Origin of the sequence: Fictibacillus solisalsi (genome assembly GCF_900103485.1) — a bacterium.
GTDB lineage: Bacteria > Bacillota > Bacilli > Bacillales > Fictibacillaceae > Fictibacillus_C > Fictibacillus_C solisalsi.
This window is the reverse complement of sequence record NZ_FNHW01000002.1, coordinates 263372-289627: the sequence shown is the minus strand read 5'-3', so window position 1 is coordinate 289627 and position 26256 is coordinate 263372. Positions and strand designations below refer to the sequence as shown.

Annotated in this window: 19 protein-coding genes and 3 pseudogenes; 9 read left to right on the top strand and 13 right to left on the bottom strand. The window is 45.3% G+C overall.

Annotated elements, in window-relative coordinates:
* The first annotated feature begins 18 nt into the window (after positions 1-18).
* The 5 genes and pseudogenes from BLT53_RS18860 (at position 19) to BLT53_RS18845 (ending at position 2034) form a co-directional block, all read left to right on the top strand.
* Entirely contained in the window at positions 19-306 is a 288-nt protein-coding gene (locus BLT53_RS18860) for an autorepressor SdpR family transcription factor (RefSeq protein WP_090237383.1), read from the top strand.
* Complete coding sequence (locus BLT53_RS18855) at positions 303-953, top strand: SdpI family protein (RefSeq protein WP_090237381.1); 651 nt, start codon at positions 303-305, stop codon at positions 951-953. Before BLT53_RS18860 ends, BLT53_RS18855 begins: the two co-directional genes overlap by 4 nt.
* Positions 954-1020: 67 nt before the next feature.
* A pseudogene (locus tag BLT53_RS25830) lies at positions 1021-1137 on the top strand (SDR family NAD(P)-dependent oxidoreductase); the annotation flags it as partial.
* Positions 1138-1162: 25 nt separating this feature from the next.
* Positions 1163-1303, top strand: a pseudogene (locus BLT53_RS25825) (SDR family oxidoreductase); the annotation flags it as partial.
* 122 nt (positions 1304-1425) lie between these two features.
* A complete protein-coding gene (locus tag BLT53_RS18845; protein WP_170834431.1) occupies positions 1426-2034 on the top strand; it encodes a class I SAM-dependent methyltransferase in 609 nt (202 codons plus the stop codon).
* Positions 2035-2705: 671 nt separating this feature from the next.
* Here the strand turns inward: BLT53_RS18845 and BLT53_RS18840 are convergent.
* A complete protein-coding gene (locus tag BLT53_RS18840; RefSeq protein ID WP_090237377.1) occupies positions 2706-2903 on the bottom strand; it encodes a DUF2188 domain-containing protein in 198 nt (65 codons plus the stop codon).
* Positions 2904-3060: 157 nt separating this feature from the next.
* Here BLT53_RS18840 and BLT53_RS18835 point away from each other — a divergent pair, with 157 nt between their 5' ends.
* Positions 3061-4617, top strand: a complete 1557-nt coding sequence (locus BLT53_RS18835) for an ABC-F family ATP-binding cassette domain-containing protein (protein ID WP_090237375.1) — start codon at positions 3061-3063, stop codon at positions 4615-4617.
* Positions 4618-4665: 48 nt separating this feature from the next.
* On the opposite strand, the gene BLT53_RS18830 is transcribed toward BLT53_RS18835, so the two are convergent.
* From BLT53_RS18830 to pheA, 5 genes are all read right to left on the bottom strand, one after another.
* Positions 4666-6471, bottom strand: a complete 1806-nt coding sequence (locus BLT53_RS18830; RefSeq protein WP_090237373.1) for a Xaa-Pro dipeptidyl-peptidase — start codon at positions 6469-6471, stop codon at positions 4666-4668.
* A gap of 182 nt (positions 6472-6653) precedes the next feature.
* A complete protein-coding gene (locus BLT53_RS18825) occupies positions 6654-7823 on the bottom strand; it encodes an endonuclease (protein WP_090237372.1) in 1170 nt (389 codons plus the stop codon).
* Entirely contained in the window at positions 7820-8089 is a 270-nt protein-coding gene (locus BLT53_RS18820) for a hypothetical protein (protein WP_139168437.1), read from the bottom strand. Before BLT53_RS18820 ends, BLT53_RS18825 begins: the two co-directional genes overlap by 4 nt.
* 11 nt (positions 8090-8100) lie before the next feature.
* The gene (locus BLT53_RS18815) at positions 8101-9054 is read right to left on the bottom strand and encodes a DUF1835 domain-containing protein (protein WP_090237369.1); all 954 of its coding nucleotides are present in this window, start codon (positions 9052-9054) and stop codon (positions 8101-8103) included.
* A gap of 9 nt (positions 9055-9063) precedes the next feature.
* Positions 9064-9888 carry a prephenate dehydratase gene (pheA, locus tag BLT53_RS18810; protein ID WP_090237367.1) on the bottom strand — a complete coding sequence of 275 codons (825 nt, stop codon included), beginning with the start codon at positions 9886-9888 and terminating at the stop codon, positions 9064-9066.
* A 275-nt stretch (positions 9889-10163) separates the two neighbouring features.
* On the opposite strand from pheA, the gene BLT53_RS18805 reads away from it, so the two are divergent.
* Positions 10164-11840: a M14 family metallopeptidase gene (locus BLT53_RS18805; RefSeq protein WP_090237366.1), complete on the top strand. Its 1677-nt coding sequence runs from the start codon at positions 10164-10166 to the stop codon at positions 11838-11840.
* 54 nt (positions 11841-11894) lie between these two features.
* Here the strand turns inward: BLT53_RS18805 and BLT53_RS18800 are convergent, their stop codons facing one another.
* The 5 genes and pseudogenes from BLT53_RS18800 to BLT53_RS18775 all read right to left on the bottom strand — a co-directional run bounded on the left by BLT53_RS18800 (position 11895) and on the right by BLT53_RS18775 (position 21769).
* Positions 11895-14183 carry an ATP-dependent DNA helicase gene (locus BLT53_RS18800; protein WP_090237364.1) on the bottom strand — a complete coding sequence of 763 codons (2289 nt, stop codon included), beginning with the start codon at positions 14181-14183 and terminating at the stop codon, positions 11895-11897.
* Positions 14184-14235: 52 nt separating this feature from the next.
* Entirely contained in the window at positions 14236-15504 is a 1269-nt protein-coding gene (locus tag BLT53_RS18795) for an ATP-binding protein (RefSeq protein WP_090237363.1), read from the bottom strand.
* Positions 15505-15659: 155 nt separating this feature from the next.
* Positions 15660-18119 carry an alpha-amylase family glycosyl hydrolase gene (locus tag BLT53_RS18790; RefSeq protein WP_090237361.1) on the bottom strand — a complete coding sequence of 820 codons (2460 nt, stop codon included), beginning with the start codon at positions 18117-18119 and terminating at the stop codon, positions 15660-15662.
* A 143-nt stretch (positions 18120-18262) separates the two neighbouring features.
* Positions 18263-19672: an alanine/glycine:cation symporter family protein gene (locus tag BLT53_RS18785; protein ID WP_090237566.1), complete on the bottom strand. Its 1410-nt coding sequence runs from the start codon at positions 19670-19672 to the stop codon at positions 18263-18265.
* A 231-nt stretch (positions 19673-19903) separates the two neighbouring features.
* Positions 19904-21769 (bottom strand): annotated as a pseudogene (locus tag BLT53_RS18775) (fructose-specific PTS transporter subunit EIIC).
* 195 nt (positions 21770-21964) lie between these two features.
* On the opposite strand from BLT53_RS18775, the gene BLT53_RS18770 reads away from it, so the two are divergent.
* Positions 21965-22462: an NUDIX hydrolase gene (locus BLT53_RS18770; RefSeq protein WP_090237357.1), complete on the top strand. Its 498-nt coding sequence runs from the start codon at positions 21965-21967 to the stop codon at positions 22460-22462.
* Between the two features lie 22 nt (positions 22463-22484).
* Here BLT53_RS18770 and BLT53_RS18765 read toward each other — a convergent pair whose 3' ends face one another.
* Positions 22485-24425: a BglG family transcription antiterminator gene (locus BLT53_RS18765; protein WP_170834430.1), complete on the bottom strand. Its 1941-nt coding sequence runs from the start codon at positions 24423-24425 to the stop codon at positions 22485-22487.
* Positions 24426-24576: 151 nt separating this feature from the next.
* Here BLT53_RS18765 and BLT53_RS25180 point away from each other — a divergent pair, with 151 nt between their 5' ends.
* Positions 24577-24717 carry a hypothetical protein gene (locus tag BLT53_RS25180; RefSeq protein ID WP_170834429.1) on the top strand — a complete coding sequence of 47 codons (141 nt, stop codon included), beginning with the start codon at positions 24577-24579 and terminating at the stop codon, positions 24715-24717.
* Positions 24718-24753: 36 nt separating this feature from the next.
* On the opposite strand, the gene BLT53_RS18760 is transcribed toward BLT53_RS25180, so the two are convergent.
* Entirely contained in the window at positions 24754-26139 is a 1386-nt protein-coding gene (locus BLT53_RS18760) for an aldehyde dehydrogenase (protein ID WP_090237565.1), read from the bottom strand.
* Positions 26140-26256: the final 117 nt, after the last annotated feature.

The window sequence follows — 26256 nt, the reverse complement described above, 5'->3', positions numbered from 1 at the left end:
CCAGAAAGGAGAACCGATGTGAACGAGGTGTTTAAGGCATTAGCCGATCCTACCCGACGCCAAATCCTGGATCTACTAAAAAACAGGGATATGACGGCAGGGGAAATCGCTGATCACTTCCACATGACAAAACCAACGATCTCCCATCATCTGAATACCCTCAAGAAAACAGAGCTTATACAGGATGAAAAGCGAGGACAGTATATTATCTATTCAATTAATACCACCGTGTTCCAAGACGTGATGAATTGGTTCTTTGGTGTTATGCAAAGCAATCCTATCCATAAAGGAGAGAATGAAAAATGAAAAAACATGTCTTTCCCATTTTAATCATTCTTGCTTCAGCAGCTATTTGGCTCGGATTCTATTCGCAGCTTCCTTCCCAATTGCCCATCCATTGGGGTCCGAACGGCGACATCGATGGATACGCCGCCAAGTTTTCAGCCATGGCTATGAGCCTCGGACTCTTGATTTTTGTTTATCTGACGCTTTACTTTTTACCGAGAATTGATCCAAAGCGAGAAAACTACAAAAAATTTTCCCGCAGCTATTTTGCCATTAATTATTGCCTGATGGCCCTGTTTTTTGTCATTAATCTCATGATTATTGGTTCAGGACTTGGGTACTCCCCTTCCATGAAACTTATTATGCCCATCATACTCGGCCTTCTGTTTATTATTCTTGGAAACTATATGCAACAGGTCAAGCAGAACTGGTTCTTTGGCATCAAAACCCCCTGGACCCTTTCGGATGAAGAAGTTTGGAAGAAGACCCACAGGTTCAGTGCCAAGCTCTTTTTCGCAGCGGGAATCATTATTATCCTTTCGCTGCTTGCTCCATCCGAATGGAGAAGCTATTTGATCTTTCCTGTAATCGTGATTTCGACCCTTTTGTCTATTGCTTCATCCTACTACTTTTTCAAAAAAAACCAGAACTACACAAATAGCCTGTAACATTGCTCACATTCAATCCTCCTAAATACGAGTATAGTGATAGAGAGAATAGAGCAGGGAGGTCAAAATGATGGGTTTAAAAGGAAAAGCAGCCATTGTAACCGGGGGATCCAGCGGGATTGGTGAAGCCACTGTACGGGAAATGGTTAATAGTGGTGCACACGTGCTGATCGCGACATCCATGATGAACGCGGTCAACAGTTGGCATCCTGATTTCCCTGCATCCCGTGGACAGACTGAAAAAAAACGGAAGAAGTAGCCAAAGCCGTTGCTTTCTTAGCTTCTGATGATGCCAGTTTTATCACTGGAAAACCAATTTGCTTGTGGATGGCGGCTATACGGCTCAGTAAGTATACCTTGGCCGGGTGAATCCATCCGGTCTTATTTCATGTGCCATATCTTCCCCAACTTTTTGAATCTCTCCCTTTTGGGTACATTGAATAGTGAATTCTTAAAAATGGGGGCGTGCTGTATGAGCATTCGAAAAAAGATATCAGAGCAATTTGAAAAACCGGAGGGATTGCTTGGCAAGCTAGCGGGAAAAATCATGTCCAATGAAAACAAAGAATTAAACGAAAAAACCATTTCCATGCTAAAGCCCAAAAACAATGACGGTCTTCTTGAAGTGGGCTTCGGCCCCGGCGTGGGCATTGAATATGTGTGCAGCACCTACCCTTCCTGCCATGTTGTTGGTTTTGACGTCTCAGAAGAAATGAAAAAACTGGCCGCCGCACGAAATGAAGAATATATCAATGAAGAACGTGTGGAACTGTTTCACGGTCCCATTACCTCGGCTGAGAAATCCATGCAGTTTGACGGTGTTTATTCCGTCAACTCGATCCTTATTTGGAAAGATCCCATTGCTGACCTTACAACCATCAAGCAGTTAATGAAGCCCGGAGCACGCATTGCTATTACCCTTCAGCCTCATGAAAAGGGCGCAGATGATGAAACAACAGAAGAAATAAGCAAAATCATTTCATTGTATTTAAAAGAAGCAGAATTTGAACAGATCACTGAAACCATTTTGGACTTAAAGCCAGTGAATGCGGTGATTGTAACTGCCGTCAACCCGCTCTAAAAATTTTTAAATTTTATTGTAAATCAAGTTTTAAATTTGGATGAGCGGGAAAACAAATTATGCAACACTATATCAACCATATGGAGGGAATTGTGATGAGTAAGAACTACCGTTCCGAAACATCCAATGAGCCAAGAGATGGACCGAAATAGTGAATGCATTACAGAAATTAAGTAACAAATAGCAAGACGAAAATTAGCCACACCGCGTTATGTTTTAAAAAGTCAGCTCTATGAAGGATGTATTACTGAGTCATATACTGGAGGGTTTGCAATGGGTAAGAACGTTTATAGTTCCGAGACATACAATGATCCAAGAGATGGACCTGGAAGTACATGTAAGTATGCAAGAGCGATTTAGGGAATGAAGTAAAAGGCAGTAAAAGCAGTGTACGGATGAAACACCTGTGCAACTTTTAATGAAAAAGGAATAAACACTATTCAGACCCAAATTGGAGTGATTTGTCATGGAGCGGAACGGATGGGTTCCGAGCCCTGCGAAGAACCGAGAGATGGACCTAATGGTGGAAGTGTGAATGAAAGTAAGTTTGTAGGACGAAAGAATAGCAAGAAACCACGTAAGTTGAAGAAGCATGAGATTGAAGGAGTCTTGGTCCCAAGGCTCCTTTTTTTATGCCAAAAACCCCTTTCCTGTTGAAAGGGGTTTTTCTCTTAAAATGATTTTTCTTCCTCAATTTCCAGCTTTGTATCATACACAAGCACCCTGCTCGGTGAATCTTCCTTCGCCATCCGTTCCGCTTCAGCAATCGCTTCTGCCCTGCTTGGGTATGATTCTGTAGGCGCCACATCCTGAATTTTTACAATCCAGCCATTGACCCCTTTGTCAGGTACTACACTGTAGTCATTCATATTGGCACTCCTCCTTTGGCTTGGTACAGTAAAAGTTTCCCATCCTTACTGGCAATCAAACATTATTTGAAAAATCCTTCCGAAACATTGAGTTTCCCCTGCTATACGTACTATAATCAAATGGTGAATCTTAACAAACAAGAAAAGGTGCATATAGATGAGTGTATTAGCAGTAAAAAATTTGAGCCACGGCTTTGGTGACCGTGCCATTTTTAATGACGTTTCCTTTCGTCTTTTAAAAGGAGAACATGTTGGCTTGATCGGAGCGAACGGTGAAGGTAAATCTACCTTCATGAACATTATTACCGGCAAACTTCAGCCAGATGAAGGCAAGGTGGAATGGGCCAGAAAGGTTCGGGTAGGATACCTTGACCAGCATACTGTCCTCGAGCAGGGAATGAGCATTCGCGATGTTCTTAAGAGCGCGTTCCAGTATCTGTTTGATGTTGAAGCGGAAATGAACGGCATGTACGAAAAAATGGGAGAAGCAACTCCCGAAGAGCTCGAAAAACTTCTTGAGGATGTCGGTGTCCTGCAAGACACACTGACCAACAACGACTTTTACGTTATTGATGCAAAGGTGGAAGAAATCGCACGAGGGCTTGGTTTGGATGACATTGGACTCGATCGTGATGTGCATGATCTTTCCGGCGGGCAGCGTACGAAAGTCCTTCTTGCCAAGCTGTTGCTTGAAAAACCTGAAATACTCCTGCTGGATGAGCCGACCAACTACCTTGATGAACAGCATATTGAGTGGCTGAAGCGATATCTTCAGGAATATGACAACGCGTTTATCCTGATCTCGCATGACATTCCATTTTTAAACAGTGTCATTAATTTAATCTACCATATGGAAAATCAGGAGCTTAACCGCTATGTCGGAGATTATGATAACTTCCAGAACATCCATGCAGCGAAGAAGCAGCAGCTTGAAGCGGCTTACAAGCGCCAGCAGCAGGAAATATCCGAACTGAAGGATTTTGTTGCCCGAAACAAAGCCCGTGTTTCCACCCGAAACATGGCCATGTCCCGCCAAAAGAAACTGGATAAGATGGAAGTCATCGAATTGGCCAAGGAAAAACCCAAACCGGAGTTCAACTTTAAAGAAGCACGAACTTCAGGAAAGCTGATCTTTGAAACCAAAAATCTTGTCATCGGCTATGACGAACCGCTTTCCCGTCCGCTGGATCTCCGCATGGAGCGCGGCCAGAAAATCGCTCTCGTTGGGGCAAACGGAATCGGTAAAACAACCTTGCTCAGAAGCATCCTCGGCGAAATCAAGCCGATCTCCGGAACGGTTGAACAAGGTGAGTACCTGCATATCGGGTATTTCGAACAGGAAATTAAAAGCACCAACAATAATACATGTATTGATGAGGTTTGGAACGAGTTTCCTTCGTTCAATATGCATGAAGTGCGTTCAGCACTGGCAAAGTGCGGCTTAACCACTAAACACATTGAAAGCAAGGTGCAGGTGCTAAGCGGCGGCGAAAAAGCAAAGGTGCGCCTCTGCAAACTAATCAATAACGAGACCAACCTTCTGGTTCTCGATGAGCCGACCAACCACCTGGATGTGGATGCGAAGGATGAACTTAAACGTGCTTTAAAGGCGTATAAAGGAAGCATTCTTCTCATTTCCCACGAACCGGAATTTTACCGGGACGTCGTAACCGAAGTCTGGAACTGCGAAGACTGGACAACCAAAGTATTTTAAGCATAGAGAAAAAAGCATGGCGCAATGTCGCCATACTTTTTTCACTTTTTATTTAATAGCCCTGCTTCCCCCTGTTACGGGAAGGATCATTTTACTTTTCAGCGGATCCACTGTAATGACTGCGCCCGCCGAAGGCCTTAAGGTGTAGTTGTAATCGCTGGACACTAATACCAATCCTAAGCGATGCCCTTTTTGGATCACATAATCATCCGGCTGCATTTCCCATGCAAACATATATTGTTTACCAGGCTTTAACGCTTTGGAACGGGAATCAGATTTAAGATTTTGCGGATCCATCCATCCACGTGTCACAATTTCTGTTTTCTCTGGTCCGTAGTCAACCAGCAAGGCCGTCAGATTGACCACCGGACGGTCAATGCTCGCTGTCACTTTCACTTTTGTAGTACCGCTGATTCGGACATCGTTTCGAAGCTCAGCGGTAAGATACGCCAACCGGTTTAACGAATTTATTTTCGGGTTCAGGACAAGATCCTCTGCCTTTTGTGTGGCATCATCCACGATCTTCTGGCTCAGCTTTTTATCCTGGTTAATCGGCAGCTTGGACAAGACTCCAGGGCGGAGATGCAGTGAAACCGGTTTTGTTTTTTCTGCCGGCCAGCTGTTTTCAGTTTGCCACTGCTTGTCTTCACGTTGAATATCGACAGCTGGTTCGTCCATAATGTCATTTTTCACATCGTACAGCCAGTAATCGAACCATTTATTTAGCGTGGGCAGCCATACATCCCGTCTGAAGCTGTATGGATTGGCATGTGCTCCCTGATGCAGCCAAAGCTTGCGTGGGACATTATTTTCCCCAAGTGCTTCCCACCACTGGGCGAACTGTTTGGTTTTTACATTCCAATCATTCAACCCATGCACAACAAAAACGCTCGCTTTTACCTTGTCCGCATTTTTCACATAGTCACGGTGAGACCAGTAATCATTATAGTCTCCTGTTTTACGGTCCTGTCCCTCTGTAAGTTCTTTAATAACATCCCGGCAAACTTCCGGATTGTCCCGGGTTAAAATCGCTTCTGCCATGTTATCTGTATCTTCCCCCGGATAGCCGCCAGGAGCAATAACCGCACCGTTTCCTCTGTAATAGTCATACCAGGAGCTGATGGCCGCGATCGGAACAATTGTTTTCAGTCCCTCTACCCCAGTTCCCGCTACTGCGTTGGGAAGCGTACCGTTGTATGAAACACCGGTCATCCCAACGTTGCCTGTTGTCCAGTTTGCCTTCACTTCTTTTCCATCTTCCGTATAGGCCTTATTTCTTCCGTTCAACCAGTCAATCACAGCCTTCGTTCCTTCAATTTCCCGCTCATCGCCAGTTGTCGGGCAGCCTTCTGATAATCCTGTTCCGATGCTCTCTGCCAGCACCACTCCATAACCTCTGGGAACAAAATAATCATCGTAATAGCCCGGCAGGTTGGCAGCGCTCGCTTCAGGGGCAGGTTTACCCTCCCGGTGGCCGCTTCCGCCCTTTTTCGGTACAGCGTACAATTCTGTGTTCACATCATAGACCGGTACGTCCTTCAAGCCGGCACGATAGGGGCTCATTTCATAGATCACCGGTACTTTAAGCCCTTCTTCCGTTTCCCTTGGCCGGATGATATCCGCATGGACTCGGTCCAGCTTTCCGTCCTTGTCGCTATCAATCTTTGTTTCTATGAAAACCTTCTCTGTGATTGCGTCATCCAGTGAATAAACCGGCTGTGTCATTCCGTTTTTCACCACCGGATGCTGAACGTCCGCATCTGTACTATGTACTGTTTTTTGCACATTGGCCCCCATCATGAAAGGCAGAAGTAAAGCTGAACACAATGTAACCGTAAGCGGCTTTCTCACCAATAAATCTCCTCCTTTTTTAAAAAAATGACTGACTCTGCTGTTTCTTTATCATAACTGAAAAAAGAAGGTAATTAGCAGTTGTTAATCAAAAATGGATAAAACAGGAATTTGTTACTATTCTATTTTTTCGAAATGCAACCTTTGGCCCAAATCAAAAAGGCTCACAACTGTGAGCCCGCTCCTTATTGCCAGATGGCAGCCGCATATTCCGGATGATCGATGAAAGGATTTCGGTTATGCTGATAAACATTGTATATCACATCGTTGCGGTGGCGTTCCATACTGTCCACCGGATCTTGGTCGTTCCATTGCAGAAGAACAGACACTTTGCCCATATAAGGGGCTGATCCATTGTTCACATTGTTATTCATTTCAAGGTCAGGCTCACCGGAGTCGCCTTCATAGCGGACCGCCATATAAAAGATCATTCGCGCCACATCGCCTTTAACCGCATCTCTCGGTTCCCACGAGTCGCTGTCCGAATAATTCCCTTTCGCTTCAGAATTTTCTGTTCCGCCATTGTCAAAATCCAGATTGCCTCTGGAGCTGTTCACCGATACATCGGTCGGGCGAAGGTGATGGAGATCGGTGCCCGGTCCCATTGCGGTTCCAAAATCACCATGTGATTTCGCCCAGACATGTTCCCGGTTCCAGTCGTCCACCCCGCCTCCATTCGTCGTTTTGCTTTGCGATCGTCCGGTATATAAAAGGATCACATTGTTTTTGTTGTTCGGATCTTCATCCGTATGGCGGAGTGCATCCCAAACCGCATCATAGGAAATCTCTGTGTGATCATCGATAATATTATGAAGTGCGCTCTTTAACGTCGCCCCTGTTTTTCCTTGTGCACTGTCGTAATACGAGCCTGTATCCACTGGCGGCGGATCAGACGGTGTTCCTCCGCCTCCCGTCTCCATCGAGGTAACGTTTTTCACACCAGGATGGGTAAAGTATGATGTTAAATAACCGGTCACCTTTACCTTAGTGCCCTTCAAGCCGGGGTTGCTCTGCAGGCCAAACTGGCTGCGATACGAGGATGGCACTTGAACATAAATCATTTTGGATGTGGCTGTTTCCCCGGCTGCATCTGCCAGGGCAATGGCATAATCATTTGGATAATTGCTGGTTACAACTATTGATGAAGCTGTTGGCTGTCCTGTTACGTACCCCTGTACGGTTTTTAGCGTGTTGCTTTGATTGGCCATCGCCTGAGACACCGTATACGGCGATGTCACCGAGCCATCCCCTGCTGCTTTCAATGTTGGAACAAAGGCCGAACTTCCAATGACTATGGTTAAAATAAGTGAAAAAAGAAAGACCAGTTTTACACTTTTAACCGGTTTACCCCTCATATGGATACCCTCCCGTATTTTAATTCTATCCATTGAACAGCAGCATCGTGTACGATGAACATAGTTTTATCATAAAATACTTCTGTTACTTCCATTTTACAAAGTTGTAAAACCTTCACACAGGTACCAAAGAAGGAATTATTTATCATGAAAACCATACCTTTTGGCACTGCAAGGAGAGAAATAAATGCCTGAAAAGGGGTTTCGTCAAATTCTGCCGATTTACGGGCAAGTGCTCTTAAACACAAAAAAACCAGGATTCCCATCCTGGCTTCTTTCACGTACGTTTATCAATAATTTTTTCTCCATCCCGGCGCCACTCGCCATGCTGCACGGCTGCACCGCCGAGCCACCATTCGCCCGCGGCATAGTCAAAGCGGTCTTCCCGTTCCATCAAAACTTCAATGCCTTCATAAGTCAGTTCCAAAACGGCCTCCTCCGGTTCAGCGTCATAGCGCGGCAGCGTGCCCTCCGTGAGTTTGAGCAGAGGCTTCAGATGATCGAGGATGGCGGCAAAATGCAAATCGCTGAGCCCGTCGTCCGATCGTTGTGCCGTTATTTTTTGATAGAGTTCGGTAAAGGAGTTGACTCCCTCATGAATTAACTGAAAAATATGCTCCTCCACTTCATTCAAACCATTTTTCACTGATGGAAAGTAGAAGAGATGCCTCCGCAGCGCCCGCTTCATATAAGGAAGACTGCATTCCCCCTGCAGCAGCCATTGCACCAGATCCCGCGGGTCGTCCGACGCATATGCATTCCAGCCCAGTTCAGCTTCTTGCAGTTGTTTTTCGGAGACCCGGATGCGTTCTGAATGCAGTTCCATAAGCTGGGATGCAGTCAGCTGCCCCAATCCGAAAAATGGATCGATGCCCGGATACGCATCTGCCGTAACCATATAGAGATTGGTTAATCCACGTTCTTTCAAAGATTTCAGCAAGTAGAGCAGCATGGTCTGGTCATAACGGTCATGTTCAAACCAAAGCGTGATGTCCGCATCGACTGGAATGGAACGAAGCTCTTCTTCCTGCTGCCGGCATGTATTCAGGAACAGCTCATTGGGCAGGCCAAGCATATTTTCAAAAAATACAGCCCGTTTCTTTAGCAATTTATCATTCATATCAGGGTCAACAGGACCCAAGTCATACATTTCCCTCCAGATGATCATGTCACCTTTAAGATCAGTCAACTTATTTCCAACCATGTCACCATTGACAATATGAACGTTCATGCAATCCCCCTAATCCAGCTTTGTGGCAGAGAAGCTACCCAAAATATTGACTTCGTGTCCATAAGTCTGCAAAACAGCAACCGCTTTATCGATCAATGGATTCTGTACTCCATAACCCGCCTCCAGGAAAAATTGATAAGCACCCAGCTTCTTTTTGGTGGGCCTCGATTCAATCCAGGTCAAGTTGACGTTCAGTGCTGAAAAAACATTCAGAATTGAAGAAAGCACCCCGGTATATTCATCACTCGGAATTACCTGAAGCATCGTTTTCTTTGCATCAGCCGGCGCTTTTTTGTCTTTGGTCACGACCACAAAACGGGTTTGATTTTCATAGCTTTCTTCAATATTTCGTCGTACCTTCACCAAACCGAACAGATCCCCTGCATAAGCAGAGGCCACTGCAGCCACATCATTCCTCCCGGCTTCACGGATCGCTTCCGCTGCAGAAGCCGTGCTGTCAAAGTGCCGCGTTTTTACCTTCAGACTTCGTATGTATTCCCTGCATTGCGCAAGAGCTGGAGGAATCGACCAAACCTCTTGAATATCCTCCTCCTTTGTACCTTCAGTGCCAAGCAAGTGAAGAGATACCGGAAGAATGACCTCGCCAGCGATGTATAAATCATTTACAAGCAAGCTGTCCACGGTCATGTTAATGGTGCCTTCAATCGCATTTTCGATGGGTGCAATGCCCCAATCCGCCAGTCCGTCTCCTACAGCCTCAAGCACCTCAGGCACCGAATCACATATATGCCAGTCTATGTGCTCGTCTTTAAAATAACGATGAGCTGCTTCTTCTGAAAATGTGCCATGAGGCCCTAAATATGCTACTTTCATTGCCATAACTCCTCTTTTGATGTTTCATTACGGAAACTTTTCTGAGGATTATACCATGTTAGGGAAAGAATAACCATAGGTGGCCGGCATTCGCATTAATCAGGGCCTATAGAACCTGAAAGCCGGCATAGGCCTTATCACTCAGCTTTATCCGTTGTACATTTCCTTTTTGGTAAATACATCCCATTTTACTTATAATTGGGCCCAAATCATTTATCAACCTGGAAAATTGTGATATAGATTGAATAATCAAATAATTCAATAGGAGGTATTGTATGAAAAAAGTCCTGCGTCCCACTTCTTTCGTTCTTGCACTTGCACTTGCAGCCGGCATCTCTGCCCCGGCATCACACACCGAAAAGGCTGTTGCTGCAGAAGCTTCAGATCCCTTCACACCTTACTACGGAAATGGTCCAAGCTATGTTCAGCCGGACAACATTTCTTATCTGTTCCCTAAACCCAGCGAGAGCTTTTCAACTCCTGCCTTTGAAAAAGGAAGGCTTCCCTTCACTTCTCAGGAAGAAATGATGGCGTTCATCAAAAAATTGGACCGCAAATCCAAAAATGTTTCCCTGACAACAATCGGCAGTTCCCTTGAAGGACGAAAGCTTCCGCTGCTGCTCTTCAGCAACGACAATCCTAACAAAGTCAAAACCAATAAAAAGAAGCCGCTGATCTGGATTCAGGGGCAAATCCACGGCAACGAGCCAGCCGCTGGTGAGTCCGTGCTTGTTACCGCCCAAAAGCTCGCACAGGGCAAAATGGGCAATGTACTCGATAAAGTTAATATTGCGATCATGCCGCGCGTCAATCCAGATGGTTCCTACTACTTCAAACGGTATATTGCGACAAACCTGGATGCCAACCGTGACTACATGAAAGTGGAATATCCGGAAGTTCAGGCCATACATAAGGCAATCGATGAATATCAGCCGGACGTTGTGCTTGATACTCACGAATATACCGTTAATTCAGGGCCTCTTAAAAAGTTTGGAGAAAACGGGTCTCTTCCTTCATTCGACCTGTTGATTTCATCCGCAAAGAACTTGAATGTTCCGCAAAGCTTGCGAAAAGCGTCTGACAACCTTCTCCTGAAGAATGTCAATAAAGGACTCGATGCAAAAAATCTTTCCCATCATGCGTATTATACGCTTGCAACCGAAGGCAGTGATCTCGTTGCTACGGAAGGAAGCACGGAAACACGAATCGGAAGGAATGCGCTCGGCCTTAAAAATACGATGACCTTTTTGATTGAAACAAGAGGCATCAATATCGGCCGTGCTGATTTTGACCGCCGTGTCTATGCCCAGACCATGGCACAGCAATACTTTATTAAAGTGACGGCAGGCAATGCAGCCAAGGTGAAAAAGCTGGTCAAAAAGGCCCGCCAGGACGTTATCTCTAAAGGTAAGAAAGCAAATGATCAGGATAACGTGGTGGTCACCAGTGAAAACAAGCGGGTACCGGATCAGAAGCTGAAGGTCGTGGATCTTGCCACTGCGAAAAAAGCGGACATCCCCATCATCTGGGAGGACTCCACTGATGCGTATCCAACGCTTGAAAGAGAACGTCCGACAGCGTATATCATGCCTCCAGGGTACCATGATATTGCCAAAAAGCTCTCCGTTCTCGGCGTTAAGGTTGAAAAACTGAAAAAACCGGCCTCCCTTTCAGTGGAAAGCTACAAAGTGACCGATAAAGTCGTTTCTACTGAACTTGAAAATGGCCACTACACCAATAAAGTAACAACCGACGTAAAAGAGCATGTTCATCCGTTCCCCGCCGGAAGCTATGTCTTCAGCATGGCACAGCCGAATGCAAACTTCATCTCGCTGGCTCTTGAACCAGAATCGGTGGACAGCTATGTTACCTTTAACTTTCTGCCGGTTGAAAAAGGAGATGAAATTCCGATCTACCGTTACATGAGCGCCCAAAAACTAAATGTGAAATAAGCAAAGCAACAGCACAGCGGGACGTTCCCACTGCGCTGTTGCTTTTGCTTTGTTCTATATGACGGTATAGTGTTTCCACTCGTTCGGCAGGAGCGTCTGATACTGCCTGGTCAAGAAACGGTCGTCCACGAGCACAATTGTGCCCTGGTCGCTTTCGGAACGGATCAGCCTGCCTCCGGCTTGCAGCACTTTATTGATGCCGGGAAAGACATAGGAATAATTATAACCATTTTTTCCCCGTGACGAAAAGTAGTCCTTAATAATATTCCGCTCAAGGCCAAGTTGGGGAAGGCCTACTCCTATAACAATTACACCGTTCAAACGGTCACCAACAAGATCGACACCCTCTGAAAAGATGCCACCCATCACTGCAAAGCCAACCAGTGTACCATTTGTGTCCGCTTGAAAGGAATGTAAAAAGCCTTCCCGCTCTTCCTCTGTCATGCCGGGTGACTGCACGATGGACTGCACAGGGGCATCAAGACTTTGAAACTGTTCATAGACGTCATTCATGTATTGATAGGATGGGAAAAACACAAGAAAATTCCCTCTATTTTTTCCCGTTACGCTCGAGATCATCTCTGCAATCGGCTCTTTTGTACTTTCCCTGTCCCTGTACCTGGTCGATAACGGCTGAATATAAACCTCCAATTGATCAGGGTCAAAGGGAGATGGGATCGCCAGCGCATAATCGTCTTCCTGAAAACCGATCATATCCTTGTAATAGTCAATCGGTGTAAACGTGGCGGAAAAATAGATGCTTGAGCGGTAGCCCTTGCTCATCTGCTGAAGCAGAACTGACGGATCTAGACAGAACATCTTGATCTTTACCTCGCTTCTCACATACTCCACATAAGTGACATACCGTTCATCATACAATTTTGAAATGCGGATAAAGCTTTGCGCCGTAAAATACGTATCAAGGAGAAGCTGCTGGCTTTCTCCCTCCTCCTGGCGAAGCAGTTCACTTTCAGCTGCGGCGACAAAGAGTTCAAGGAGTTCAATAAGCTCTTTGGGAAGCTCCTCCTGCACCAGGCTTCTTTCCTCACCACATTGTTTTTTCATCACCAATGCAAGATCATTAACGGCTTTGGCCGCTTTTTGCAGATCACCGTTACTTCCCTTATATTCTCTGGATACCTGAAGAAACGCAGATTTGTACAGCTCTGTAGAGAACATGGCGCGTCCACGGTCAACAAGATTGTGCGCCTCATCCACGAGCAGGGCACTCTGTTTTTTCTGTTCCTCAAAAAACCGTTTGAGTGAAACCCTCGGATCAAACACATAATTGTAGTCGCAGACCACCGCATCCGCCCCATAGGCAAGATCCAGCGAAAACTCAAAAGGGCAGAGCCTGTGCTTAAGCGCATATTCTTGGATCACACTGCGGTGAATGACCGTTTCATTGGCCAGAATATCCAAAACAGCACCGTTCACACGGTCATAATAGCCCTCGGCAAATTCACAGTAATCTTTCTGGCAGATGGTTTTGTCCTTCAGGCACATTTTTTCTTTGGCGGTGAGAGTCACCGTATGCAGATGCAGCCCCTTTTTTTGCATGAGCATTAGCGCTTCTTCCGCCGCCTCTCTCGTAATCGTTTTGGCCGTAAGATAAAAAAAGCGTTGCAATAGATTTTCACCGATTGCTTTTACCGCAGGAAACATGGCAGACATCGTTTTTCCAATTCCTGTCGGCGCCTGGGCAAACAAATTTTTCTGCTCCATAATCGTGGTGTAGACGGCTCCGGCCAGTTTCCGCTGCCCCTCCCGGTAGGTGTCAAACGGAAACGGGAGCTCCTTGATGCTCCGGTCACGCTCCTTTTTATGATCGACCATTAACTGCGCATATGGGACATACTTGTCCACTGTTTCGGTTAAAAAAGCAGACAGCTCGTTTCGAGCGAACGTCTTTTTAAAACGTTTCTGTTCCTCTGTCTCCACCTGCATATAAGTAAGCTGTACATCGATCGAGTTCAAGTCGTGGTCAGATGCATAAATACAGGCATACACCTTCGCCTGTGCCCAATGGACAGGATAGGTGTCTTCTTCAATCCATTGCAAATCGTGGGACGTGGACTTGATTTCATCGACAGTGACTTTGCCCTCTGAAAAGAGAAGTCCGTCACACCGGCCTTCGATGAGGAAAGCAAGCTGGTGCCGCACTACCTCAGTCTGGACAAACACTTCTTTTTGATCTTTATCCCCATAGGTTTTTTGTATTTTTTGATGCGCTTTCGTGCCCTCGGTCATTGTGTTCACCGAGCGGAAACGGGAGTCGATGCTGCCGCTTCTGTACGCATATTCGACCAGTCCCCGTACGGAGACTTTTATAATGTCCGGCATGTTATCACCATTCCATAAGTTCTCATATGAACAGTTTAACAGAGAATGACTATTAATAACTGATATTCATCTTTTTGTGGAGCGGCAGCTTGAGCGTAACTTCGGTTCCTTTTCCGGGTTCACTTTTGAACGAGATTTTCCCTTGCATGGATTCTATAATCTTAACCGAAACTGTGGTTCCGAGTCCGGTCCCTTTATCTTTTGTCGTGTAAAAAAGAGTTCCAATGCGTGACAGCTGTTCGGGCGTCATGCCTTTGCCCGTATCGGCAATCGAAACAACCGCCTGATCGCCAGATAACGACAGTGAGACGGTAACGGTTCCTCCAGAGGGAGTAGCTTCGATCGCATTTTTGATCACGTTGACGAGTGCCTGTCTCAGCTGGTTGCGGTCTGTTAAAAGGAGGGCTTCTGCCGCTCCTTCCCTTTTCAGCTCCACTCCCTGCTTAACCGCCAGGGCATTAAGAAGCACGCACACATCGGAAAGAATTTGAGCTAAAGAGAAATGCTCCAGCTGTTTAAATTCAGGTTTGGCGAAATTCAAATAATCATTAATAATCACTTCCGCCCTTCCAAGCTCGCTTAAGACAAGAGGGATATAAGGATGTCTCTGATCCTTGTCATCCTTTTGCATCAGCTGAAGAAACCCTTTCACAACGGTAAGCGGATTTCTGACTTCATGGGCGATAGAGGCTGCGAGCTCACCCATGGTGTTCAGTTTTTCGGCCTTCTGTATCTCCTTTTTCATTAGAGAACGTTCAATGATCAGCTCATTCAGCCGGGCCGCAGTTCCTATTCCCAGCACCTGTATGATTCCAAATGTCAGTAGACGGAAGATAGTATCCATTAGAGAACTGTTGATTTCACTTGAATAGGCTGTAAAAGATAAAAGGATGAAGATTTGCACCACTATCGGCCATATACCTGTTATCATGGCCATCTTCACCCGTTTGTACGGATGGTAGTCCATAAAAATACCACTAAGCAAAAAGGGAATCAGAGCAGCCAATACAATTCCGAGCAAAGCAAACACCAGGGCTTCTCCACCATAAGCTGCACGGCAAACCAGAATGGTCCCCAAAACCATTCCCCCTGAAATTTTACCGCCATACAAAAAGGCCAAAATCAGCGGCGCATAACGCAAATCCCAAAACAGGCCGCCATCATGATAAGCGAAAATAATACAAAAAGCGGCACAAATGCTTTGTAGTGCTCCCCAAAGATAAGGGAAAGAAGAGAAATATTTTCTTTCGAAAAAGAAGCCGTAACTCAAAACCGGGGCAAGTACCATCAATACATGTAAAAGGAGTTTTTCTGTCAGCATCAGCCTGTCTCCTGACGATTTTAGTTATCTTATTTATTACGACAAGAAATGACGTTCCCCTGCCAGCTGTTGAGAAAATCGACCTATTGTGGCAAATAACCCCAAAAACAAAAAAAGCAGGCCCCCTAAAACAGAGAATCTGCCTTTTTTTTCATTTAGGATGCCTTTTTCTTACTGTACTTTTTCCCTTTTACCATTTCATAGATCTGAATACCGCCTGCTTTTGAAGAAATCCTCAAATCGTCTCTCTTTCCAGGGTGGATTACATCCTTTTTGTCCCATACATTCTTCAATACAAGTTCATTTCCCTTGCCCAAAGACTTTTGCAGCGTGATGTTTTCGTTACCTCCGTTATTCAGAACAACCAGGAAACGGTCATGTTTGTTGCTTCTTTCATAAACGAGCACATGGTCATCCGAATACCATTCTTTGATCTTGCCGGTTCGCAGTGCAGGCTCATCGTTTCGAAGCTTGATCAATTTTTTGTAGTACTTCTTCAATTCCAGATTTTGCTTCGCTTTATTCCAAAGCATCGGTTCACGGTAATAGCGGTCCTGATATTCGTCCACCGTTGTCTGATCTTTGCTTTGAGAAAGCCCCACTTCAGTTCCGTAATAAATAATAGGTGCTCCCGGAAGAGTAAACTGGGCCGCAGCCGCTTGCTTCAGCTTGTTTACATCTCCCTTAGACTCGAATAAAAAGCGCGGCATGTCATGGTTATCCAGGAATGTTCCCATCACATACTGAGGGTCATAGGTTGACTGGTTCAAACGGATGGCATCACTGAGCTCTTGCATCGACTGTCCTTTGGCAAAAACATCGAGCAATGCAGTCTGCATCGGGAAGTCAAGCGCACCATCCAGCTTGCCGGCATACGTATTGATTTTTTCCCTGCTGTCCCAAACCTCTCCATAGATAAACGCATTTGGATTCAGCTTTTTTACAGTATGTCTGAAATCCACCCAGAAGCTGTAGCTCGGCCCTTTGGCGTAGTCCAGGCGGAAACCATCGAAGCCAAGATCGTTCAGCCAGAACGGAACCACCTTGTTCATCATATAGCTTCGTGTCGCCAGATTGTCATTATTCAATTCAGGAAGTTCGGTTACACCGTAAAACGTTTTGTATTCATTCGGCCAGTTGGTAAACGTGTACCAGTTATAAAACGGGCTTTTGGTTCCATTTTTTATGGCATCCTGGAAAAACGGGTGCTGATTGGACGTATGGTTCGGAACGAGGTCGTATACCACCTTCATCCCGTTTTTATGCGCTTCTTTAATGATTTCCTTCATCAGCTTGTTGTCTCCAAAACGGGGGTCGATTTTCAGAAAGTCTGCCGGATGATAGCCATGAAAATACGGGCCCTTGAATACTGGTGAAATCCAAATGGCATTCACACCCAGGCTCTTGATATAGCTGATTTTGTCTTTTACTCCCTGAAGGTCCCCGCCCATCCAGTTTTTTAGCTGTTCATCATAGGATAGGTCTGGATCGACCGGCTCGTTGTTAGATGGATTTCCGTCCTTGAAACGGTCAACAAACACGTGGTAGATGGACGCATTTTTCGCCCATTGAGGAGATTTGTAGTCATCCACATAATAGGCAAATTCTGTGGCATCGGCGGACAGAATGCTGTTAGTGTCTGCAAACTGGGAGCCTGTGCCTTCTGTATTCCAAACGTCAACCTTGTATTTTACGCGTGTATCGTTTTTTTGCTTTGGAATGACACCAGTGAGTAACGACTTGTACAATCCATTGCCAAGGCTTACCTTGGAGGTTACATACATTGGCGCAAACCGGCCGTTCTTTGCCAATCCGCGCTTGCCAACGGGTGTTGAGCCGTCGATTGTATAATAAATTCCTCCTTTATTGATGGGGCCGTAATGTTCCACAGTGGCTTTAACGATCACCTTATCGCTGTGGTTTGGAATAAAAGGTTGATAGTTAAAGTCGTGCGTTACACTTTTGGCAACGGGTACAGCGCTCCAGTTTTCCACAGTATCACTGACCGTTTGGCCAGCTTCGGTAAAGGTTGCTTTTCTCGGTTCGCTCTTCGCTTCTTTATATTTGGCATCACCGAGTGCGTACAAGTAGCTGAATGATTGTCCGGGTTCCCCTGTCAGCTGGATAGTGTAGTTCTTGTCTCCGGTCTTTTTCAGACTGGTGAGCGAGTAGTTGTACTTGTTGAGGCTTGTCCCGATCGTCACGTTCGCCCAGTCCGGGGTAGAAGCTGGAACGGTGACATTAAGCGTGACCTTCCCCTTGCCTTCTACGAGCCGAATATCTACTTTTCTTTCATCATCCGGATGAAAGACAAACACATAGCTCCCTGTTTGAGGCGGTATGAATTCCAGGTTGCTGCCGTCCATCCATTGATCGTCTCTTATATACTTAAACTCCAGCTTGTTCCCGCCAGTTAACGGAATGGGATTGCTCTTCCATGTTCCATCCTGTTGAAAGGTCAGCGGGTTATTGTCAGTTCCCCAATCAAGCGGCGCCAGGCTTCCTCTTACCACGACTTTTTGGTAGCTTGCCGCGGCTGCTGTTTGTGGGAGCTGTACCAGTATAATCCCTAAAAGAAGCACCAATGACATTAGAATGCCAAAACTCTTTTTCAACCAAATTCCTCCTTTTATCTCGTTGTGCAAACGTTTTCATAAACCTTTAGTAAAAGTTTAGCATCTTGACAGAAATATGCAATGAATCTTTTTTACTATTGGCAAAATAACAAAATAAAAAACAGGCTTCTGCCTGTTTTTCATTAAGATACTTGCTCCTTGTCCGGTTCCTTGTATTCCTTCTCCCAGTAGTCTGCATTTTTTATGCCGACTTTAATGGAATTAAAGACAGGATCAAGACCTTGTTTTTTCTGTTGTTCGTAATCTTTTAACGCTTTTAGAGCCGGCTTGGCAAGAATTAATATGGCAATAAGGTTCAGCCATACCATAAGCCCAAGACCGGTATCTCCAAGCTTCCAGGCAAGAGCTGCTTCCTTAATGGCGCCATAGAAGGTTGCCGCGAGAATAACCACTTTTAGCAGCGGAATGGCCCACTTGTTTTCCCGGCCACGAATCAGATAAGCAATGTTTGTTTCAGCAATATAGTAATACGCCATGATCGTTGTAAAGGCAAAGAAGAACAACGACACAGCAACAAAGCCTGCTCCAAACCCTGGAATCACCTGCTCGACGGCAGCCTGCGTGAACCCTGGTCCTGGTTCCACCCCTTTTAAATTATCATAAAGGAAGGTTTTGTCCGGAGCCTGCGTATTGTACATTCCTGTAAACAAAATCATAAATGCCGTCGCGGAACATACAAGCAAGGTATCGATATAAACGGAGAAAGCCTGGACCAGACCTTGTTTGGCAGGGTGGGAAACTTCAGCGGCCGCAGCCGGATGGGCACCTGTTCCCTGACCAGCTTCATTGGAATAAATTCCGCGTTTCACTCCCCATTGTACAGCCATACCGACAATTCCGCCGAATACGGAGTCAGCCGCAAACGCGCTCTTGAAAATCAGGGCAAACACAGCAGGCAGCTCCGTAATATTAATCGCAACGATAATCAGTGAAACGGCGACATAGCCAATCGCCATGAATGGCACCACATATTGAGCAACATTCGCAATCCGTTTCACTCCGCCAAAAATAATAATACCCAAAAGAGCAATAATAATAAGTCCAGTAATCGATTTATTCATTCCAAAGGCATTTTCAATTCCCAATGCGATAGAATTGGACTGCACACCGGGCATGAGAATCGCCATGGCAAGTACCGCCGCCAGGGCAAATAAGACGCCATACCATCTCCAGCCTGTTCCTTTTTCAATATAAAAGGCCGGACCACCACGGTATTGTCCCTCATGCTTTTCTTTGTAGATCTGCGCAAGGGTTGATTCGATAAAGGCCGTAGAGGCGCCAATAAAGGCAATCGCCCACATCCAGAACACGGCACCGGGACCACCAAAGCCGATGGCTGTTGCTGTACCTGCAATATTTCCCGTTCCTACACGGCCGGAAAGCGCAATGGAAAGGGCCTGAAAGGAAGAAACACCAGCATCAGAACTTTTCCCCTGAAACATCAGCTTGATCATGTCTTTGAAATGCCGGACCTGCAAAAAACGTGTAATGATGGAAAACAGCAGGCCGACACCTAAACAGATGTAAATCATCGGCTGGCTCCACAAAATGTTGTTGTTCAAAAAATCGATAAATTTCTCCAAACGTCATCCCCCTTTTTATCGTCTGAATTTTTTACTTATTTAGAATTATAAGTTAAGGACTGTACTATGACAATGTCAGAAACAAAATTCTATGTTATAAATAAGACTTTCATACTAGGAAAGAGGAATGGAAAACAAAAAAACAGTACACCTCAAAAACGGTGTACTGCCCTACTGATTTTATCCAATTTGATCCAGAAGCTCGTAAGCTTCATCCACAGTTTGCACTTGCAAAAGCTCTGTTCTGAACTGCTCGTCCATCAGCTTGATAGAGAGCATCTGTAAAATTTTTAAATGCTCGTTACCCGCACTTTCTTCAGGCACCGCGATCATGAACACCAATCTCGCCGGCTCCCCGTCCACACTGTTCCAATCGACTCCGGTTCTGCTCAAGCCGAATGCCACTTTAGGTGAAGTAACCGCCTTGGATTTTCCGTGAGGGATTGCCACTTTAAAGCCGATTCCGGTACTTCCTTCCTTCTCCCGTTTTTCGATCGTTTTTCTAAACTTCCGTTTTGATTTTAGCGCACCCGATTGGTCGAGTTTCTCGATCATCTCATCCAGAACTTCATTTTTGGACGAACCGTTTAAATCAATATCCACCAGTGATTTATCCATTAACTCAGTCAACTTCATTTGTATCACTCCCTGTTAGGCTACATTTTTCTTAAATAGGTTTACAACAAGAGCCGTAACGATTACTCCCGCTATAATGCCGATAAAGTACATCAGCGGATGGCTGATTGCACCCAGTACCGCAACAATCGGTCCGCCGTGTGGTACATTATTGCCGACATTCCCAAGCATGGCAATGGTTGAGGCCACCATGGAGCCAGCCATAATGCTCGGAATCACTCTGAGCGGATCTTTCGCAGCAAACGGAATCGCTCCCTCGGTAATGCCGACAAGCCCCATGGCAAGAGCCGCTTTGCCTGCTTCCTGTTCGGCTTTTTCATATTTTCGTTTATTGAGCAGTGTGGCAAGCCCCATGCCCAGCGGTGGAACAGCAATCGCTGCCGCAATCGCACCCATGATATGGACATTGCCCTGCCCGATCATGCTGGCTCCAAAAAGAAAGGCCACTTTGTTGACGGGACCACCCATATCAAAGGAAATCATCGCACCCAAAATCAGGGCGAGAATAATGCTTGATGCTCCCTGCATGCCGTTGAGGAATGCCGTCAGCCAATCCATAAGGCTCGCAATCGGAGCTCCAACGATGAAAATAAAGAGACTGGCTACAAGAATGGATGCAAGCAATGGAATGACCAAAATCGGCATGATAGGCTGTATAACGCTTGGAACCTTCCATGTTTTAATCCACTTGGCAATGTAACCCGCAACAAAACCGGCCAAAATACCTCCAAGGAAACCGGCACCTGCCTCACTTCCATAAAAGCTGCCGTTGGCTGCAATATACCCGCCAATCATACCCGGTGCAAGCCCCGGCCTGTCGGCAATACTCATGGCGATGAAACCGGCAAGAATCGGCACCATAAAGGTAAAGCCCGCTGAACCAACATCCATGATCTGCTTCCATACCGAGTCTTTCGGAATTTGCAGCCCGCTGTCTGTAGGATGTCCGCCAATCGCCAGGGAAAGGGCAATGAGCAGCCCGCCTACGGCAACGAACGGAATCATGTATGAAACGCCATTCATCAAGTGACGGTAAAATGGATTCTGTTTTTGTTTTCGCTCCTGTTTGACCTCGTTGATGGATTTCCCATCACCTTGATATGCATCTACGTCCCCGCTTTCAAAGCGTTTGATCAGCTCCGGCGCTTTATGAATGCCATCCTGCACACCGGTTACGATCAGTTTTTTTCCAGTGAAACGGCTCTTGTCCACCGCTTTATCCGCAGCAATAATAATGCCGTCAGCCTGTTCGATTTCCTCGGGAGTAAACTCATTTTCCACCCCGATGGATCCTTGTGTTTCTACTTTTATTTCAACACCCAACGCTTCAGCCGCCTTCCTCAGGCTTTCTGCAGCCATGTAAGTATGGGCAATTCCGTTGGGACATGAAGTAATTGCTAGCAGTTTCATCCTTCTAACCTCCACTTTCTTCATTGTTTCCGCTTTCATTTTTTATTGTAGCTAAAAAAACAGAGGTAATAGTTTATTAATTTACCGCAAGTATCCGGTAAAACCGAACGATATAAAAGCGTTTGCATAAAGAAAAAGGATTTTACGGCTTTCGGCCGAATCACAGGTATGACTACGGAAAAAAGGACTGAGAAAATGGGTTATATTATGGAGTTACGCAAACTCGTTGGAAGCCGGCCACTCATTATGACAGGTGCTTGTGTTCTTTTAGTTGATGAAAAAGGGGATCTGCTGCTGCAAAAACGAAAGGACAATGGATGCTGGGGCCTTCCCGGAGGCTCGCTGGAGCCAGGGGAACAGCTTGAAGAAGCAGCAGCAAGAGAGCTGCATGAAGAAGCAGCAGCAAGAGAGCTGCATGAAGAAACAGGCTACAAGGCTGTTGAGCTGGAGATCATGCATATCTTCTCCGGTGAACGCTTCTATTACAAGTATCCGCATGGTGATGAGGTCTATAATGTGATCGCTGCTTACATTTGTACAAAATATGGTGGTTTTCCCTGTCTTGATAAAACGGAGGTCGAGGAACTCTCATTTTTTGGATTCGATGAGCTTCCTGAAAACTTAAATCCGACTGATATTCCGGTCATTGAATATTTTATTGAAAAAAACAGAAAGGATCCGCGCCTTCGGTAACGGAGGACGGATCCTTTCTGTTTTATAGCAACGAATAGACGTGCTTTCCTGAAGTCTGCATTGCAAGCTTCTGGATAAAGGAAGGATTTTCCGTCATATCGGAAATTTCTTTAAAAAGCTCTTTCAGGAGATTCCTGTTTTCACGATCTACAGCCAGGAGCAGAACGATCTGAACTTGTTCTTTCCCCCATAAAATGGGCTGTTGAAACAAAGTCATCCCGATAACCGATTCAAAAACATGGTCCGGGCTGCCATGAGGAATGGCTATTCCTCCGCCAATGGCCGTTGACGATTGGTTTTCACGAATGAGTGCACTGTCTTTATAGCCAGGTTTTACAAATCCTTTTGCCTCTGCCAGCTTCACCATATTCTTGATGATATCCGCTTCTTTCGATAAATCTGGATGGATGGAGATCAGTTCCTCTTGCAGCAGCTTTTTTAAAATAGGATAAGAACTCTTTTTCTGCAGTCCCCTTTCATTTTGCAAAAAATGCTCGATTTCATTTTCCTCTTCCTCTGTCATTAGAGGAGACACAACAATTACTGAAGCTTCTTTGCACGAAAAAGGTACAGTACTGATCACCAAATCCGGCTTCTTTTCCTTAATCTCCCGCAGGGCATCACTCGCCGGTGCGGTTCCTGCAATTTCTATGGAATGAAATTTGCGTTCCAATTTGGTTACAATCAGTTGGGACATACCAATGCCCATGGAGCAAACAACCAATACCCTAAGGTTCCTTGCGCTTTTTTTCTTCAACCGTTCCAGTGACGCCTGAAAATGCAGTGTCAAATAAGCAATCTCTTCTTCTGGCAGAGATGTTTTCATTTTTTGTTCCACCACAGGGAGCGCATAATAAATCATCTCGAACATCGTACGGTACATTTTTTTGATGTCTTCTGCCATGGGATTCGATAATGGCAATGAATAGCTCATCCGGTGGAACGTGGTTTGGAGGTGGCCGGCCAATCCTGGTAGCAAATGGCGGTCAGAGGAGAAATCCATTTCTGTGATTTCAGAGACCTCCTGGATTAATAGAGAGGAAAATCCGAGGACCTCCACATCAAATCGTGCCAGTCCCTTCCCCTCTTCCTCTTGATGATTAGTATGATAAAAAATTTTCGTACCAAGCACCCTGATCGTGATATATATTTTCTCCGCTTCCGGAAGCTTAACGGACAATGCCTTTTCAATATCCTGGAGAAAGACTTCCACGGCGGGAAACTCTTTTGTTCGCTTTATTCTTGTTTCTTCGTCATGTGAAACGGTGATTTTACTGCCGGCTTTCACGCGCTTAACGGAAATCAATACATGCATAATCAGGTTGTCAAGCGCCTGATCAGTAAACGCATAATGTAGCTTTTGCTCCAGCTGTTTCAATCCATGTTTCACAAAAGCAATCTCGTACTGGGCAAATATGCGGTTTACACTGTTTTTTTCTTCTTCGGCGGCATGAATAAGCATTCCGGTCAAACGCGATAAGGCACTCCGCTTATCTTTTTCACTGCCTTCTGCTTTCACACCGACCTTCGGCTTGCGTACCAGTTTCAGGTTGAACGCATGAAGCCATTCTTCCATACTATTGATATCATTGCGAACCAGCGTTTTACTGATATAAAAATTTTCTGCAAGCTCCTGTAGTGTTGTTTCTTTATTTCTTAAAAGCAGCTGGCGAATAATGCTTAATCTGCGTATGTTATCTGCTGTTTCGGTTGCAGCAGGGGAATAATGGGTTACTTCATCTTTTAAGGCCTGGATTGCAGAATCTGGACCTTCCAGATAAACACCAACACCCCTCCGTCTGATCAAGCGTAAATTAAAGGATTTTACATGATCGGCAACCACTTTACAGTCATTGCGAACTGTTTTTTCAGAACAGTTCAGTTCGGAAGCGATCTCATCCACAGACACACTTTTTCCCCTGCTGACTAAAAATACGAGCAGCTGGTTTTGTCTTTCGTTCATTTTCATCACCTGTTCCTGCTGGGGCCACTTATTTGCCTGTTCTTTTACTAGTCTAGGTCTTTAGGCGCAGATGTCAACCCAAAAGTTTGTTTTATAACAGAAGGTTGGAGGAATACTAATTTTAGATGTCCATGGAAGGAAGTGATCATATATGAAAGAAGGCAAAGTAAAAAGGCACTGCAGCAACTGTAATCAGGAAACCACACATGTGGTGCGGGAAGATGCACTTGAACTGGAATATACATGTACGAACTGTGATCATACCGAAACGGAAATTAAGACATTCTTCTAAAACCATAAAAGCCGGCCGCGGATGCCGGCTTTTTGTTTATTTCAGCAATTTCTTGACCCGTTGCAATCCATTTTTTGCAGAAGGATAACGAAAGGAGAAATCAAAACGGTTCGTTTGTTTCAATACACTTTTCCGGTGAGAAAAGGTATCGAAGCTAGCTTTGCCATGGTAGTTTCCCATTCCGCTCTCCCCGACACCGCCAAACGGAAGATGGGGTGTTGCAATGTGCATGAGGGTATCATTGATGCAGCCTCCCCCAAAGGAAATTCTGCCGGTCACCTCGTCTGCTGTATTTTTATTCTCCGTGAATACGTAGAGTGCGAGAGGCTTTGGACGTGAATGGATCAGTTCAATCGCTTCTTCAAGTGAGGTATATTCCAAAACAGGAAAAATCGGTCCGAAAATTTCTTCCGTCATCACAGGAGAATCCAGTTTTACCCTTTCAATCAGGGTCGGTGCGATTTTTTGTTTGCTGTCATTTCTCTCCCCGCCATAAATAACCATTCCTTCCTTGAGGTAGCCTGACAGCCGGTTATAGTGCCGTTCATTCACAATTTTTGAGTAAGCAGGACTTTCGATTGGATTGGGACCATAAAACGCTTGAATAACTTCCTTTATCGCTTCGATTAGTGAAGCTTTAATTTTCGAGTGTACAAGCAAATAATCGGGGGCGATGCAGGTTTGACCTGCATTCATGAACTTTCCGAATACAATTCTTTTTGCTGCAAGCGGGATGTTCGCATCCTCATGGACGATGACCGGGCTTTTGCCGCCCAGTTCCAGTGTAACAGGTGTCAGATGCCTGGAAGCTGCCTCCATCACCACTTTGCCCACCGCTGGGCTGCCCGTAAAAAAAATATAATCAAAACGCTCCTCAAGAAGTGCCTGGCTTGTATGTACGCCCCCTTCTACAGCAGAGACATAAGAGGGAAGATAAAGCTTCTGAAGCAGCGTTGAAAGTAAGGACGATACATTCGGTGTCAGTTCGGAGGGTTTGATGATAGCCGTATTTCCCGCTGCAATCGCGCCGATTAGCGGTGATAATGCAAGCTGGAATGGATAATTCCATGGTGCCATAATAAGGACAGTCCCATACGGTTCAGGGATGATAAATCCCTTTGAGCCCACATGAGTTACCGGAGTTTTTACTTTTTTCGGTTTTGCCCAGCTTTTTAGATGCTTGATTGTGAAATTAATTTCTTCATACAGAATGCCAATTTCTGTGGAATAGGATTCAAGCTCTGACTTTCCCAAGTCAAGCGCAAGAGCATCAATGACTTCATGCTCACGCTTCTTTATGCCGGCTTTCAGTTGTTTGAGCTGCTCCATCCGGAAAGTCAATGATTTTGTCTCCTGTGTCGCAAAATAGGTTCTTTGGTTTTGAAGAATTTGCTGGATTCCCGCTGCTGACACCTCTTTCATCAGGCTCACCTCATAACGAATTTGAATAATTAAGTTTAAAAATGTAAACATAAGTACAACGAAACTATAGGAACTTCCTGCTGAAAAGTCAACACAGCGCATTTTTGCACTCATAAA

Bases quoted from the DNA above. Each gene is read 5' to 3' on its own strand.
- BLT53_RS18855 (WP_090237381.1), top strand. From the start codon at position 303: ATGAAAAAACATGTCTTTCCCATTTTAATCATTCTTGCTTCAGCAGCT.
- BLT53_RS18845 (WP_170834431.1), top strand. From the start codon at position 1,426: ATGAGCATTCGAAAAAAGATATCAGAGCAATTTGAAAAACCGGAGGGA.
- BLT53_RS18840 (WP_090237377.1), bottom strand. From the start codon at position 2,903: ATGAATGACTACAGTGTAGTACCTGACAAAGGGGTCAATGGCTGGATT.
- BLT53_RS18835 (WP_090237375.1), top strand. From the start codon at position 3,061: ATGAGTGTATTAGCAGTAAAAAATTTGAGCCACGGCTTTGGTGACCGT.
- BLT53_RS18825 (WP_090237372.1), bottom strand. From the start codon at position 7,823: ATGAGGGGTAAACCGGTTAAAAGTGTAAAACTGGTCTTTCTTTTTTCA.
- BLT53_RS18820 (WP_139168437.1), bottom strand. From the start codon at position 8,089: ATGGGAATCCTGGTTTTTTTGTGTTTAAGAGCACTTGCCCGTAAATCG.
- BLT53_RS18815 (WP_090237369.1), bottom strand. From the start codon at position 9,054: ATGAACGTTCATATTGTCAATGGTGACATGGTTGGAAATAAGTTGACT.
- pheA (WP_090237367.1), bottom strand. From the start codon at position 9,888: ATGAAAGTAGCATATTTAGGGCCTCATGGCACATTTTCAGAAGAAGCA.
- BLT53_RS18805 (WP_090237366.1), top strand. From the start codon at position 10,164: ATGAAAAAAGTCCTGCGTCCCACTTCTTTCGTTCTTGCACTTGCACTT.
- BLT53_RS18800 (WP_090237364.1), bottom strand. From the start codon at position 14,183: ATGCCGGACATTATAAAAGTCTCCGTACGGGGACTGGTCGAATATGCG.
- BLT53_RS18795 (WP_090237363.1), bottom strand. From the start codon at position 15,504: ATGCTGACAGAAAAACTCCTTTTACATGTATTGATGGTACTTGCCCCG.
- BLT53_RS18785 (WP_090237566.1), bottom strand. From the start codon at position 19,672: ATGATTTACATCTGTTTAGGTGTCGGCCTGCTGTTTTCCATCATTACA.
- BLT53_RS18770 (WP_090237357.1), top strand. From the start codon at position 21,965: ATGGGTTATATTATGGAGTTACGCAAACTCGTTGGAAGCCGGCCACTC.
- BLT53_RS18765 (WP_170834430.1), bottom strand. From the start codon at position 24,425: ATGAACGAAAGACAAAACCAGCTGCTCGTATTTTTAGTCAGCAGGGGA.
- BLT53_RS25180 (WP_170834429.1), top strand. From the start codon at position 24,577: ATGAAAGAAGGCAAAGTAAAAAGGCACTGCAGCAACTGTAATCAGGAA.
- BLT53_RS18760 (WP_090237565.1), bottom strand. From the start codon at position 26,139: ATGAAAGAGGTGTCAGCAGCGGGAATCCAGCAAATTCTTCAAAACCAA.